Source organism: Pseudomonas sp. E1BtOHC1, assembly GCF_058744285.1.
Genome location: NZ_CP196023.1, coordinates 6,795,001 through 6,808,523, shown reverse-complemented (window position 1 = coordinate 6,808,523; position 13,523 = coordinate 6,795,001). Strand labels below are relative to the sequence as shown.

General features: G+C 57.9%; 13 protein-coding genes. 9 read left to right on the top strand and 4 right to left on the bottom strand.

The window, feature by feature from the left end; genetic code table 11:
• Nucleotides 1-130 precede the first annotated feature (130 nt).
• The 4 genes from ACSSVC_RS30820 to ACSSVC_RS30805 form a co-directional block, all read right to left on the bottom strand.
• The gene (locus ACSSVC_RS30820) at nucleotides 131-937 is read right to left on the bottom strand and encodes a Crp/Fnr family transcriptional regulator (RefSeq protein WP_404937682.1); all 807 of its coding nucleotides are present in this window, start codon (nucleotides 935-937) and stop codon (nucleotides 131-133) included.
• Between the two features lie 13 nt (nucleotides 938-950).
• Entirely contained in the window at nucleotides 951-1,223 is a 273-nt protein-coding gene (locus ACSSVC_RS30815; protein WP_011063495.1) for a TfoX/Sxy family protein, read from the bottom strand.
• 229 nt (nucleotides 1,224-1,452) lie between these two features.
• Nucleotides 1,453-1,797: a pentapeptide repeat-containing protein gene (locus ACSSVC_RS30810; protein WP_123725046.1), complete on the bottom strand. Its 345-nt coding sequence runs from the start codon at nucleotides 1,795-1,797 to the stop codon at nucleotides 1,453-1,455.
• A gap of 92 nt (nucleotides 1,798-1,889) precedes the next feature.
• Complete coding sequence (locus ACSSVC_RS30805) at nucleotides 1,890-3,446, bottom strand: bifunctional aminoglycoside phosphotransferase/ATP-binding protein (RefSeq protein WP_446440678.1); 1,557 nt, start codon at nucleotides 3,444-3,446, stop codon at nucleotides 1,890-1,892.
• A gap of 115 nt (nucleotides 3,447-3,561) precedes the next feature.
• On the opposite strand from ACSSVC_RS30805, the gene mrcB reads away from it, so the two are divergent.
• The 9 genes from mrcB (at nucleotide 3,562) to msrQ (ending at nucleotide 13,519) form a co-directional block, all read left to right on the top strand.
• Complete coding sequence (gene mrcB, locus ACSSVC_RS30800) at nucleotides 3,562-5,883, top strand: penicillin-binding protein 1B (protein ID WP_346636379.1); 2,322 nt, start codon at nucleotides 3,562-3,564, stop codon at nucleotides 5,881-5,883.
• A 16-nt stretch (nucleotides 5,884-5,899) separates the two neighbouring features.
• Nucleotides 5,900-6,631, top strand: coding sequence for a tetratricopeptide repeat protein (locus ACSSVC_RS30795; RefSeq protein WP_346636378.1), 732 nt, complete (start codon nucleotides 5,900-5,902; stop codon nucleotides 6,629-6,631).
• A complete protein-coding gene (locus tag ACSSVC_RS30790; RefSeq protein ID WP_346636377.1) occupies nucleotides 6,631-6,966 on the top strand; it encodes a YqcC family protein in 336 nt (111 codons plus the stop codon). The genes ACSSVC_RS30795 and ACSSVC_RS30790 overlap by 1 nt, the downstream gene beginning before the upstream one ends.
• Before the next feature lie 570 nt (nucleotides 6,967-7,536).
• Nucleotides 7,537-9,261: an acetolactate synthase 3 large subunit gene (locus ACSSVC_RS30785; RefSeq protein ID WP_123725053.1), complete on the top strand. Its 1,725-nt coding sequence runs from the start codon at nucleotides 7,537-7,539 to the stop codon at nucleotides 9,259-9,261.
• 2 nt (nucleotides 9,262-9,263) lie between these two features.
• A complete protein-coding gene (gene ilvN / locus ACSSVC_RS30780) occupies nucleotides 9,264-9,755 on the top strand; it encodes an acetolactate synthase small subunit (RefSeq protein WP_123725049.1) in 492 nt (163 codons plus the stop codon).
• A gap of 45 nt (nucleotides 9,756-9,800) precedes the next feature.
• Entirely contained in the window at nucleotides 9,801-10,817 is a 1,017-nt protein-coding gene (gene ilvC, locus ACSSVC_RS30775; RefSeq protein ID WP_007959661.1) for a ketol-acid reductoisomerase, read from the top strand.
• A 147-nt stretch (nucleotides 10,818-10,964) separates the two neighbouring features.
• Nucleotides 10,965-11,822 carry a CDP-diacylglycerol--serine O-phosphatidyltransferase gene (gene pssA, locus ACSSVC_RS30770; RefSeq protein ID WP_047306129.1) on the top strand — a complete coding sequence of 286 codons (858 nt, stop codon included), beginning with the start codon at nucleotides 10,965-10,967 and terminating at the stop codon, nucleotides 11,820-11,822.
• A gap of 63 nt (nucleotides 11,823-11,885) precedes the next feature.
• A complete protein-coding gene (gene msrP, locus ACSSVC_RS30765) occupies nucleotides 11,886-12,899 on the top strand; it encodes a protein-methionine-sulfoxide reductase catalytic subunit MsrP (RefSeq protein WP_346636376.1) in 1,014 nt (337 codons plus the stop codon).
• Complete coding sequence (msrQ, locus tag ACSSVC_RS30760; protein ID WP_492611834.1) at nucleotides 12,899-13,519, top strand: protein-methionine-sulfoxide reductase heme-binding subunit MsrQ; 621 nt, start codon at nucleotides 12,899-12,901, stop codon at nucleotides 13,517-13,519. Before msrP ends, msrQ begins: the two co-directional genes overlap by 1 nt.
• The last annotated feature ends 4 nt before the right edge of the window (nucleotides 13,520-13,523 follow it).

The window sequence follows — 13,523 nt, the reverse complement described above, 5'->3', positions numbered from 1 at the left end:
CTGGTCTTCCAGGTTATCGACTGATCTCGCGACCAGTTGTGATAATCATAACGATTCTCATTTCGAAGTCAACAAGGCTTTTTCAGTTTTCGCATATTTCGCTAAACGCTTGTTTGGATCCTCTGCTCGTTCAGCCCTGGCTCGGGCTGCTCAAGGCCATAAGACGGGTCACTTCCTTGTTCAGCAGGTCGATGCGCCGCGCCATGCTCTCGATCAGGCTATGGGCGATGCGCGGGTTGCTCTGGGTCAGGCTGAGGAACTGCTCCTTGGGAATCAGCATGATCGTGCTCGGCTCGCTGGCGATCACACTGGCGCTGCGCTTCTCTCCGGTGAAGACCGCCATGGCGCCAAAAATCTCGTCCTTGGGTACATCGCCAACCTTGTGGCCATCGACAAAGGCCTGGGCGTGCCCTTCGAGAATCACGAACACATGATCCGCCTCATCCCCCTGGGCAATCAGCACTTCGCCGGTATTCACCCGTTTGAAGCCGTTGCTGCTGCGTAATTCTGGAGGTTTCAAGCGAGCGACCGCATCAGAGAGCAGGGCGGTCTGGCCAATCAGGTATTGCAGCAACAGTTCCGAGCGCAGCTCGTCGGCGTAGATATGCCGGAATACGTCGGTCCGCAAATAGGGGGTCAATATCAGCGGTGTGTCGCAGCTCAACTGCCACTGCGGATGCTCGACACCCCGACGCAACCCCACCAGATCACCTTCATGCAGGTAAAAAAGTGGCCGCTCTTCAACACTGGCCTGGATCACGCCGCTGTCCAGCAGGAACAGTTGGTGACCGGGCAGTACGCTGGACAGGTCCGCCACCGCTTCAAGTTCCAGGGCAGAACCACTGGGTGAAAGCCCCGCCAGCAGTTGCGTCGGGATACTTTGCAGACGATTGATCAAGGCATCGGCGTAGGCCGGTTGCTCCCCCATCAGGTACATAAGGTTCTGCCAGTCAGTTTTTGTGACGAGAGGAAATGGCGTCCAGCTGTTTGTTCAACGCCTCTTTGCGTTCGGCGGGAAGGTCGTTCCAGTGCATGTCCATCAAGGCTCCTTCGATGGCATATAGCAGGACTTTAGAGGCGCGAAAGCCGCGGGTGCGCACCGCCCGATATGCGTCTACCGCGCCCAGGCGGCGCAAGTCCGAAGCACTATGGATGCCCACTGCATGCAGCCATTGTGCGGATGTCTTGCCAAGGTTCTTCAAATGTTGCAGTTCATCATTCATTAAGCCTCCTGGCGATGGCCGAATGGTGAGTGGGCAGCCTCAAAGGAGTGTAGCGCTCAGTAGCAAACGCGCTGTTCTTTGGTCGGGTTTGGCGCAAATGCTTCTAAGGCAGGGGCATAAAGGCGAGGCAGCCAGGTGCGCTCAGACCTCGTGGGGAAGGGGGGAAGACAGGCGGGGAAACCATAGTCCGGCGCGCAGCTGGGCGCCGAACAGAGCAGTGCAGGGGCTTTCAGCGGGTGTTGTAGCGCAGGCGGGTACCGAAGTTGACCGACATGAGAATCTCGTCGGCAGTCAGTTCCACCGGGAAGTAAGCGCCAGAGATTTGCGCATGGGCCAGGCTGGCGCCTTCCATGGAGGAGTTTCGCAAGTCCAGGCCGCGCAAGTCGGCGGAGCGGAAATAGGCGTCGGTGAAGTCGACCCCTTGGGCGTTCAATTCCCGCAGGTCGAGGCCGCGGAAGTCACCGCCACGCATGTCGATGGGTTGATCCTTTGGACGTTCGCGGTTGAACCCGACGATGTCGTCCTTATGCAGCAGGGCGTAAAGCGGAGTATCCAGAAGTTTCGGTTGGCTCATGGCGACGTCACCAGTGTTGGATTTATGACGCCAGTATAGTGCCACTATTTTTCAGCCGTGAAGTCTTTGCACTTCACGGCTGAAATTATTGCTTACAGGCCCGGGAGGCGCTGACGAATGTTGGCAACCAGGGCATCCAGGCTACCGCTTTCGTTGGTTTCGATACGCTTACTGCGTAGCAGCTCTTCGTCGGTCAAGGCTTCGCGCGTGGCTTGCTGCGTGGCGATCACTTCCAGAGTGGCATCGGAAGGATCGTTCTGATCGGCTTGACGTTGAGCCAGCCAGCTGGCGACCACCGCTTCAGGGGCGTTGCAGTCGATGATCAGGCAAGGGGTGCCAGTGGCTTCGGCCACCTTGGCCGCGGCATCCCGTTGGGCGCGCTTGAGGTAGGTAGCGTCGATCACCACCGGGAAACCAGCGCGCAGGATGGTTTCGGCGATTTCATGCAGGCGGGTGTAGGTGGCGCTGCTGGCGTCGCTGCTGTAGATGCCGGCGTGAGGGTCGTTCTGCACTTGTTGCTCGCCGAACAGACGCTTGCGTTCCACATCTGAGCGCAGGCGAACGGCACCCAGTGCTTCTACCAGACGCATGGCTACGCGGCTTTTGCCAACGGCCGAGATACCCGAGGTGATTGCCAGGAAGCGTGATGGAATGGTGCTGTAGCTTTCCGCCAGATTGGCGTAGTTGCGGTATTGGCGCAGCGTGGTGGCACGCTGCACCGGAGTGGCGTCGGCAGGCATGCTGAACAGGCTGACTTTGGCGCGTACCAGAGCACGGTAGGCTTTGTAGAAGTTCAGCAGTTCCAGGCCCTGATAGTCACCGGTCAGTTCCAGGTACTGGCTGATGAAGCGCCGCGCCAGGCTTTTCAGGCCGCGATCCTCCAGGTCCATGGCGAGGAAGCCGGTGTCGGCATAGACGTCGGTGAAACGGAACGGCTCGTTGAATTCGATGCAGTCGAAAATCACCACCTTGCCGTCGATAAGGGTGGCGTTGCCCAGGTGGATATCACCATGGCATTCACGGATGAATCCTTCGCTCTTGCGTTGGGCCAGCAGTGGCTTGAGGCGTTCGAAGCTAGCCTCGGCCCAGGCCTCCAGGGCTTCGAGTTGCTGCAGGTCGGTCTTATCGCTGAGGAACGGACGGATCTGTTCGAAATTCTGGCGTACTGGCGCCATTACGCTTTCCGGCGTACCGGCTTCATGGGCGGCCGGGACCTTGGGGGCGCTGAGGTGGAACTGGGCGATCTGCTTGGCCATCTCGTCGATGTGCGCGGTGGTCAGCTCGCTGTTGGCTTGCAAGGTACTGAGCAACTGGCTCTGGGGGAACTGGCGCATTTTCAGCGCGTATTCGATGACCGGGCCGCTGCCGCCCAGTTCTGGGGCTTCGGCGCTACCGGTGATCGGCAGGACTTCCAGGTACAGGTCCTGGGTCAGACGCTGGTTCAGGCGCAGCTCTTCACCGCAGAAATGCGCTCGGGCATCCAGGCTGGTGAAATCGAGGAAACCGAAGTTCACCGGCTTCTTCACTTTATAAGCAAAGGGGCCGGTGAGCAGTACCCAGGAGATGTGGGTTTCGATGACCTGAAACCCTTCTACGGGATGAGGATACAAAGCGGGGTTTTGCAGGGCGGCGATCAGTGACTGGCTCACAGGCGATCCTTCAGAGTCGGGAAAATCGAGGGCGTCATTATGGCCGCTGGGAGGGGTAACGCAAACCTCGGGTGGCGCATGTTGAGGATGAATAAAGTGCGTATAATCCGCCGCCATGACTCGTACCCGATCCCCTCGTTCCGCTAAAAAAACTCCCTCTGGTGGCCTGCGCCCCTGGCTGGGCTGGGCGCTCAAGCTCAGTCTGGTCGGCTTGGTGGTGCTCGCCGGCTTTGCGGTTTACCTCGATGCTGTGGTCCAGGAAAAATTCTCCGGCAAGCGCTGGACCATCCCGGCCAAGGTCTATGCCCGGCCGCTGGAGCTGTTCGTCGGACAAAAGCTCAGCAAGGATGACTTCCTGACGGAGCTCGATGCCCTGGGCTATCGTCGCGAAAGCGTCGCCAACGGCCCCGGCGCTGCAGCGGTCAGCGGTAACACTGTCGACTTGAATACCCGTGGTTTCCAGTTCTATGAGGGATTGGAGCAGGCGCAGCCGGTTCGCGTGCGTTTCTCCGGTGACTATGTGGCGGAGCTGTCCGGCAGCAAGGGCGCCAAGCTGGCGGTCGTGCGGCTGGAGCCGCTGCTGATCGGTGGCCTGTATCCGAAAAACCTGGAGGACCGGATCCTGATCAAGATCGATCAGGTTCCACCCTATCTGCTGGAAACTCTGGTGGCGGTGGAAGACCGTGACTTCTATTCGCACTTCGGGGTGTCGCCGAAGTCGATTGCCCGGGCGATCTGGGTCAACACTTCGTCGGGCCAGATGCGCCAGGGCGGCAGTACCCTGACCCAGCAGTTGGTGAAGAACTTCTTCCTGACCAATGAACGCAGCCTGTCGCGCAAACTCAATGAAGCGATGATGGCGCTGCTGCTGGAGCTGCATTACGACAAGCGCGAGATTCTCGAGGCTTACCTCAACGAGGTCTTTGTCGGCCAGGATGGCCAGCGAGCAGTGCACGGTTTCGGTTTGGCCAGCCAGTTTTTCTTCAGCCAGCCTCTGTCCGAACTCAAATTGCATCAGGTCGCGCTGCTGGTGGGGATGGTCAAAGGTCCTTCCTATTACAATCCGCGACGCTATCCGGAGCGTGCTCTGGAGCGGCGCAACCTGGTGCTCGATCTGCTTGAGCAGCAGGGCGTAGCCACTGCCGAGCAGGTTGAAGCCGCGAAGAAAATGCCGTTGGGCGTGACCAAGCGCGGTAGCCTGGCGGACAGCTCGTTCCCTGGTTTCCTCGATCTGGTGAAGCGCCAGTTGCGAGAAGACTATCGGGACGAAGACTTGACTGAAGAAGGGCTGCGAATCTTCACCAGTTTTGACCCTATCCTGCAGATGAAGGCAGAGGCTTCGGTCAACGATACCTTCAAGCGCCTGGCTGGACGCAAGGGTTCGGAAGACGTTGAGGCAGCCATGGTGGTGACCAATCCGGAAACCGGTGAAGTCCAAGCCATGATCGGCAGTCGTCAAGCCAGTTTCGCCGGCTTCAATCGGGCATTGGACGCGGTACGTCCGATCGGCTCGCTGATCAAGCCGGCGGTCTATCTGACGGCTCTGGAAAAGCCCAGCCAGTACACCCTGACCAGTTGGCTTTCCGATGAGGCCTTCTCGGTGAAGGGCGCTGACGGCCAGGTATGGAAGCCGCAGAACTACGACCGTCGCTCCCATGGCACCGTTTTCCTGTACCAGGGCCTGGCCCATTCCTACAACTTGTCCACCGCGCGGCTTGGCCTGGAAGTGGGCGTACCCAACGTCCTGAAGACCCTGGGGCGCCTGGGCGTTACCCGAGAGTTCCCTGCGTTTCCCTCGATGTTGCTGGGAGCCGGTGGCATGAGTCCGATCGAAGTGGCAACCATGTACCAGACCCTGGCCAATGGCGGTTTCAATACGCCAATGCGCGGGATTCGCAGTGTACTGACTGCCGAAGGCGAACCGCTCAAGCGTTATCCGTTCCAGATTCAGCAGCGATTCGATGCCGGGTCTATCTACCTGATCCAGAGTGCGATGCAGCGCGTGATGCGCGAAGGTACGGGTAGTTCGGTTTACAACGTACTGCCCAAGACCTTGGCGCTGGCGGGCAAGACCGGCACCAGTAACGACTCCCGTGATAGCTGGTTCGCCGGTTTCAGCCAGGACCTGCTGGCGGTGGTCTGGCTGGGTCGTGATGATAACGGCAAGACACCGTTTACCGGCGCCACGGGTGCCTTGCAGGTGTGGACCAGTTTCATGCGCAAGGCCGATCCGCTACCGCTGGATATGCCGCAGCCGGACAACGTGGTTCAGGCCTGGGTCGATTCGCGTACCGGGCAAGGCTCCGATGCCAACTGTCCGGGTGCTGTACAGATGCCGTATATTCGCGGCAGCGAACCGCCTCCCGGCGCCTCCTGCGGTGGTGAAACCCCGGCAGGTAGCGATGTGATGGATTGGGTCAAGGGCTGGATGAACTAAGCGATGAGGGTTTGACGTGAACAAGTGGTGGGTTCCAGCTATTACAGCTCTGGCTTTGCTCAACGGTTGCGCCAGTGTGCAGCGCGGCTCCATTCCCGTCGTGGACTCCGGTACGGCCGTGTCCAACAGTGAGCGGATTTCCGCCTCCGGAGGCTTTCGCCAGACGACTATCAAGCGTCCGGCCCAGGCACAGGCTCAGGCGATTCCGGAAGATTCCGGGGTGGTGGTGATGGTTCCCGGTGGCGGGGCAACGGCCTCTGCGCCGATCAGCAGCTCTCCTATTACTCCAGGGCCTATTACCCCGGGGCCGGTGGACGGTTCGAATTATCAGTCGGCGCCGATCAGCCAGGGCAGCTACAACATGCCTTCGACTCCGAGTGGCATTCCGTCGGCTCGTGCCGGTGGCTTGTCGGCTGATGAGCAACTTGACGGGCCGGTACTGGCGTTGCTGACGACTGCCCAGCAACAGCAATCCAGTGGCGACTTGAATGGTGCGTCCTCCAGTCTTGAGCGTGCTCAGCGTGTGGCGCCGCGCGAGCCGCAAGTGCTCTACCGTCTGGCCCAGGTGCGCATGGCCCAGGGTGATGCGCCGCAAGCCGAACAGTTTGCCCGTCGCGGTTTGAGCTTTGCCAATGGCCGTCCGGATCTTCAGGCGAGCTTGTGGGAGTTGATCGCCCAGGCGCGTGAGAAGCAAGGCGATGCTGCTGGTGCTGCCCAGGCTCGGCAGAAAGCTCGGGTTTCACTGTGATGGATGTACGGTTTCCCAAGATCGCCGAACAGTTGTTGCTGATCGAGCGCGAGTTGCGTGGGCAGGGCTTGTGGGGCGAGGTTGCCCCCAGTGCCGAGGCGCTTGCCAGCACCCAGCCCTTCGCGGTGGACACCTTGGAATTCGAGCAGTGGCTGCAATGGATCTTCCTGCCGCGCATGAAGATGATCCTGGAGCAGGATCTGCCCTTGCCCAACGCTTCCGGTATCCAGGAAATGGCCGAGATGGTGTTTTCCACCCGACTCATGCAGGGCCGCGATCTTCAGCTGCGAGTTCTGCTCAAAGAGTTTGATCAGCTCATAGCGGCTACCCGCTGAATTCGATGCTGCCAGGTGTGCCTGGCAGCTCTTCTCCGGCGCACTGCGCGCTCCAGTCTGTTGATGCCTCAGTAGGCGTTTCCCTTTCTATATCTTCTCTTGCTGTGCTGCTCGGCACCCTGGGCGAGTGCCAGTCAATAGGTCAGTGGCGAAAGTCAAGGTTCGCATTTCTGAGTTGCTTGTCGAAGAATGCGCAATTGAAGCGCAGGCAGTTGTCGTTTTGAGGTTTTTTCTTGCGTTCTCATGCGCTTAGTTCGAATTAACTACATAGACGACTTGACTTGAAGAGGACGAAACAGAAGAATCCAAAGTCCGCTGTAGAGGGACTGCCAGAAGCAGACCCACTCAGCAGATCATGAGGCGCACATCCGCGCCGAAGTGCTACACCCGCAACGCGTTACCTCGCGCTGGGTGGGAAAACCCCGCAACACTTTGGGGCGCTCCCAATACTTGCTCAGTCAGTGCTGACGTAGTCGGCGACCACCGTCGCTCATGCTCTGCTGAGAAGTAAACCTATTAAGACCCGCTCCCTTTTGAGGGCGGTATTCTGGCGTTTTAGAGGTGAACAACGTGGAGCTTTTATCTGGCGGTGAGATGCTCGTCCGCTTCTTGCGTGACGAAGGCGTCAAATATATCTACGGGTACCCGGGTGGTGCTCTCCTTCATGTTTACGATGCCCTGTTCAAAGAACCGGAAGTGACCCACATCCTGGTTCGTCACGAACAAGCGGCGACCCATATGGCTGACGGCTATGCCCGTGCCACCGGCAAAGCCGGTGTGGTACTGGTGACTTCCGGGCCGGGCGCAACCAATGCCATTACCGGTATTGCCACCGCCTATATGGACTCGATTCCAATGGTGATCATTTCCGGTCAGGTGCCTAGCACCATGGTCGGTACCGACGCTTTCCAGGAAACCGACATGATCGGTATCTCCCGGCCGATCGTGAAGCACAGCTTCATGATCAAACACGCTTCGGAAATCCCGGAAGTCATGAAGAAGGCCTTCTACCTGGCGCAGTCCGGTCGTCCCGGTCCGGTAGTGGTCGATATTCCGAAAGACATGACCAACCCGGCTGAAAAGTTCGAATACGTTTTTCCCAAAAAAGCCAAGCTGCGCTCCTACAGCCCAGCTGTTCGTGGTCACTCCGGGCAAATCCGCAAGGCGGCAGAAATGCTCCTGGCGGCCAAGCGTCCTGTGCTTTATGCAGGCGGCGGCGTGATCCTTGGTGGTGGCTCCGCACCGCTCACCGAGCTGGCCAAGATGCTCAATCTGCCAGTGACCAATACCTTGATGGGCCTGGGTGCCTATCCGGGTACTGACCGACAGTTCGTCGGCATGCTCGGCATGCACGGCAGCTATACGGCCAACCTGACCATGCACCACGCTGACGTGATTCTGGCCGTTGGCGCGCGCTTCGATGACCGGGTTATCAACGGCGCACCGAAGTTCTGCCCTAACGCCAAGATCATCCATGTGGATATCGATCCGGCCTCCATCTCCAAGACCATCAAGGCCGATGTGCCCATCGTGGGTCCTGTGGAGAGCGTCCTGACCGAAATGGTCGCGGCCCTCAAGGAAATTGGCGAGACTCCGAACAAGGATACGGTCGCCAGCTGGTGGAAGCAGATCGATGAATGGCGTGGTGATCGCGGCCTGTTCCCTTACGACAAGGGCGACGGCAGCATCATCAAGCCACAGACCGTGATTGAAACCCTGTGCGAAGTGACCAAGGGCGATGCCTTTGTCACCTCCGACGTGGGGCAGCACCAGATGTTTGCGGCGCAGTATTACAAGTTCAACAAGCCCAATCGCTGGATCAACTCCGGTGGCCTGGGCACCATGGGCTTTGGTTTCCCGGCGGCCATGGGCGTCAAGTTGAGCTTTCCGGATAATGATGTCGCCTGCGTCACCGGCGAGGGCAGTATCCAGATGAATATCCAGGAGTTGTCCACCTGCCTGCAGTACGACTTGCCGGTCAAGATCATCAACCTGAACAACGGTGTACTGGGTATGGTGCGCCAATGGCAGGACATGAGTTACGGCAGCCGTCACTCGCACTCCTACATGGAATCGCTGCCTGACTTCGTCAAGCTGGTTGAGGCCTATGGGCACGTGGGCATGCGTATCACGGATCTGAAGGATCTGAAGCCGAAGATGGAAGAAGCGTTCGCCATGAAGGATCGCCTGGTATTCCTCGATATCCAGGTCGACACCAGCGAGCACGTCTATCCGATGCAGATCAAAGACGGCTCCATGCGCGATATGTGGCTGAGCAAGACGGAGCGTACTTAATCATGCGGCACATTATCTCCTTGCTTCTGGAAAACGAACCGGGCGCTCTGTCCCGTGTTGTAGGCCTGTTCTCGCAACGTAACTACAACATTGAAAGCCTGACCGTGGCGCCGACAGAAGACCCGACTCTGTCGCGTCTGACTCTGACCACAGTCGGCCATGATGAGATCATCGAGCAGATCACCAAGAACCTGAACAAGTTGATCGAGGTGGTGAAGCTGGTGGACCTGTCGGAAAGTGCTCACATCGAGCGCGAGCTGATGTTGGTCAAGGTCAAGGCTACCGGTGCCCAGCGCGCCGAGGTCAAGCGCACCACCGATATTTACCGTGGGCAGATCGTTGATGTCAGCGCTAGCGTGTATACCGTTCAACTGACCGGTACCAGCGACAAGCTCGACAGCTTCATTCAATCGATCGGTACCGCTTCGATTCTGGAAACCGTACGCAGTGGTGTCACCGGGATTGCCCGTGGCGACAAAGTACTGAGCATCTAACTCAAATTAGCGAATGGCCGGAACGGCCTGATATAGGGGAAATTCATGAAAGTTTTCTACGATAAAGACTGCGACCTGTCGATCATTCAGGGCAAGAAAGTTGCCATCATCGGTTACGGTTCCCAGGGCCACGCTCAAGCTTGCAACCTGAAAGACTCCGGTGTTGATGTGACTGTCGGCCTGCGTAAAGGCTCGGCCACTGTTGCCAAAGCTGAAGCTCACGGCCTGAAGGTAACCGATGTTGCCGCAGCCGTAGCCGGCGCCGATCTGGTCATGATCCTGACCCCGGACGAGTTCCAGTCCCAGCTGTACAAGAACGAAATCGAGCCGAACATCAAGAAGGGCGCCACCCTGGCCTTTTCCCACGGCTTCGCGATCCACTACAACCAGGTAGTTCCACGTGCCGACCTCGACGTGATCATGATCGCGCCGAAGGCTCCAGGCCACACCGTGCGTTCCGAGTTCGTCAAGGGCGGCGGTATCCCTGATCTGATCGCTATCTATCAGGACGCTTCCGGCAACGCCAAGAACGTCGCCTTGTCCTATGCTGCTGGTGTGGGCGGCGGCCGTACCGGCATCATCGAAACCACCTTCAAGGACGAGACTGAAACCGACCTGTTCGGCGAGCAGGCTGTTCTGTGTGGCGGTACCGTTGAGTTGGTCAAAGCCGGTTTCGAAACCTTGGTTGAAGCTGGCTACGCGCCGGAAATGGCCTACTTCGAATGCCTGCACGAACTGAAGTTGATCGTTGACCTCATGTACGAAGGCGGTATCGCCAACATGAACTACTCGATCTCCAACAACGCCGAATACGGCGAGTACGTGACCGGTCCAGAAGTCATCAACGCCGAATCCCGTCAGGCCATGCGCAACGCTCTGAAGCGCATCCAGGACGGCGAATACGCCAAGATGTTCATCAGCGAAGGTGCTACAGGCTACCCATCGATGACCGCCAAGCGTCGTAACAACGCCGCTCACGGTATCGAAATCATCGGTGAGCAACTGCGCTCGATGATGCCGTGGATCGGTGCCAACAAAATCGTCGACAAAGCCAAGAACTAAGTTCGAGTCTTGTCAGAGAAAACGCGGCCTAGGCCGCGTTTTTTCGTTTGGACGGGTAGGTTCTGGTATAAAGCTGGATCCTTTGTGGCCGAATCGCGGCCCTGGGGCACCTGTCGAAACTTTTCACACCGTTGCAAGGTAATGTCCATGAGCGAACGTCCCGAAGAGCCAAACCAGGCCTCTGACGCCGAAAGCCTGCTACCGATCGATGAGCATGTCGAAGAAGGGCATGACGCTGAAGGCCGTAAAGTCCGGCATCGTGGTATCTATCTTCTGCCGAATCTGTTCACCACTGCGAACCTGTTCGCGGGGTTCTATTCCATCATCAGTTCCATGAGTGCCCAGAGTGCACTGAGTGCCGGGGACACAGCGGGGGCGAGCAAGTACTTTGCCTTTGCCGCGATCGCGATTTTCGTGGCCATGGTGCTTGATGGTCTGGATGGGCGTGTTGCCCGTATGACCAACACCCAGAGTGCTTTCGGTGCCGAGTACGACTCGCTGTCCGATATGGTTGCCTTCGGTGTTGCTCCTGCATTGCTGGCTTTTGGCTGGGCCTTGGGTGACATGGGCAAGGTCGGTTGGATGGTCGCCTTCATCTATGTAGCGGGCGCGGCATTGCGTCTGGCGCGCTTCAACACTCAAGTGGGTACTGCCGACAAGCGTTACTTCATCGGTCTGGCGAGCCCGGCAGCTGCGGGTGTTGTGGCCGGGATTGTCTGGGCTTTCAGCGATTACGGCATTCAGGGATCGAAGATGTCGTTCCTGGTGGCGTTGATGGTCGCGGCGGCGGGCATGCTGATGGTCAGCAACATCAAGTACAACAGCTTCAAGGACCTGGATCTGAAGGGGCGGGTGCCTTTTGTAGCTATTCTGGCAGTGGTGCTGGTGTTTGCTGTGGTGTTCAGTGATCCGCCGCGTATTTTGCTGCTGGTGTTCCTGGCTTATGCGGCTTCAGGACCAATCCAGTACCTGCTGCACCTTCGTCGTCGCAAAAGCGTCGAGTGATGTAATTTCCTCCATACTCCGCAGTCTATTGGTGCATCAGTCCTCCAATACTGCGGAGTCGCCATGTTGTTCAAATTCCCCAAGTCCTCCGACTGCAAAGAGTCGGATGTCACGCCTGAGTCCTTCTATATCTCTCGACGTAGCCTGCTGGGCGGTGCGGTTGCCGGTCTTGCAGCGTCTGCCTTGCCACGTTGGGCTGGTGCCGATGAGACGGGGCGCTATGCCGATGTCGAGCCTGGTCGGGCGCCTGGCTGGTTTGTTGAAAAACTGCCAGCAACCCAATGGCAGGCAGTGACCGTCAAGGATGAGGCAATCACTCCCTTTAAGGATGCGACTCACTACAACAACTTCTACGAGTTCGGTACTGATAAGGGGGACCCGGCGGCCAATGCTGGTGTACTCAAGACTGAACCCTGGAGTGTGGTGGTGGATGGGGAGGTCGCCAAGCCGGGTCGTTATGCGCTGGAAGACTTCATGAAGCCTTATCAGTTGCAGGAGCGTATTTACCGGCTGCGATGTGTAGAAGCCTGGTCAATGGTGATTCCCTGGATGGGGTTTCCAATCTCTGAATTGCTCAAGCAGGTCGAGCCCACGAGTAAGGCTAGGTTCATTCGTTTTGAAACACTGCAGGACCCTAAAAGCATGCCGGGACAGCGTTCCGGCTTTGCGCTGATCGACTGGCCTTATGTAGAGGGGCTGCGGCTGGATGAGGCAATGAATCCCTTGGCGATTTTGGCGGTCGGCATGTATGGGCGTGAGCTCCCCAATCAGAATGGTGCGCCTCTGCGATTGGTGGTGCCTTGGAAGTATGGCTTCAAGAGTGTGAAGTCGATTGTGCGTATCAGCCTGGTCAGTGAGCAGCCGAAGACTACATGGCAGAGTATTGCGGCCAACGAGTATGGCTTCTACGCAAATGTGAACCCGACCGTTGACCATCCACGGTGGACACAGGCTCGGGAGCGTCGCCTGCCGAGTGGGCTGTTTAGCCCTAACGTACGAGAAACGCAGATGTTCAATGGCTACTCGGACGAGGTTGCTTCTTTATATAGCGGCATGGATCTTCGGAAGAACTACTGATGCGTTATTCGTTGTGGCGTGTCGGTGTCTTTATTGCTGCGGCTGTCTGGCCTCTGTATTGGCTGTATGAGGCCTGGGCTTCGGTATTGGGGCCAGACCCCGGCAAGGTTTTGGTTGATCGTCTGGGCTTGGGTACTCTGGTGTTGCTGTTGATCACCTTGAGCATGACACCGTTGCAGCGTCTTACCGGGTGGTCAGGCTGGATAGCAGTGCGCAGGCAGTTGGGGTTGTGGTGTTTTGCCTATGTCGTGTTGCACCTGTGTGCCTATGGCGTGTTCATTCTCGGTTTGGATTGGTCGCAGTTGGGGGTGGAGCTGCGCAAGCGGCCATATATCTTTGTCGGTAGTCTGGGCTTCGTCTTTCTATTGCTGTTGGCGGTCACGTCCAATCGTTACAGTCAGCGCCGGTTGGGCGCACGCTGGAAAAAGCTGCATCGGTTGGTGTACTTCATTCTCGGGCTTGGGTTGCTGCATATGCTGTGGATTGTCCGGGCTGATCTGAAGGAGTGGGCGGTGTATGCATCTATAGGTGCACTACTACTGTTGTTGCGTGTGCCGCCAGTCATGCGCCGGATTCCTCGGTTTTTTGCTAAAAAAGCATCTTCTGCAACAAAAACGTAATTAA

Bases quoted from the DNA above. Each gene is read 5' to 3' on its own strand.
- msrQ (WP_492611834.1), top strand. From the start codon at position 12,899: ATGCGTTATTCGTTGTGGCGTGTCGGTGTCTTTATTGCTGCGGCTGTC.
- msrP (WP_346636376.1), top strand. From the start codon at position 11,886: ATGTTGTTCAAATTCCCCAAGTCCTCCGACTGCAAAGAGTCGGATGTC.
- ACSSVC_RS30790 (WP_346636377.1), top strand. From the start codon at position 6,631: ATGGATGTACGGTTTCCCAAGATCGCCGAACAGTTGTTGCTGATCGAG.
- ACSSVC_RS30820 (WP_404937682.1), bottom strand. From the start codon at position 937: ATGTACCTGATGGGGGAGCAACCGGCCTACGCCGATGCCTTGATCAAT.
- ilvC (WP_007959661.1), top strand. From the start codon at position 9,801: ATGAAAGTTTTCTACGATAAAGACTGCGACCTGTCGATCATTCAGGGC.
- ACSSVC_RS30815 (WP_011063495.1), bottom strand. From the start codon at position 1,223: ATGAATGATGAACTGCAACATTTGAAGAACCTTGGCAAGACATCCGCA.
- ACSSVC_RS30810 (WP_123725046.1), bottom strand. From the start codon at position 1,797: ATGAGCCAACCGAAACTTCTGGATACTCCGCTTTACGCCCTGCTGCAT.
- ilvN (WP_123725049.1), top strand. From the start codon at position 9,264: ATGCGGCACATTATCTCCTTGCTTCTGGAAAACGAACCGGGCGCTCTG.
- pssA (WP_047306129.1), top strand. From the start codon at position 10,965: ATGAGCGAACGTCCCGAAGAGCCAAACCAGGCCTCTGACGCCGAAAGC.
- mrcB (WP_346636379.1), top strand. From the start codon at position 3,562: ATGACTCGTACCCGATCCCCTCGTTCCGCTAAAAAAACTCCCTCTGGT.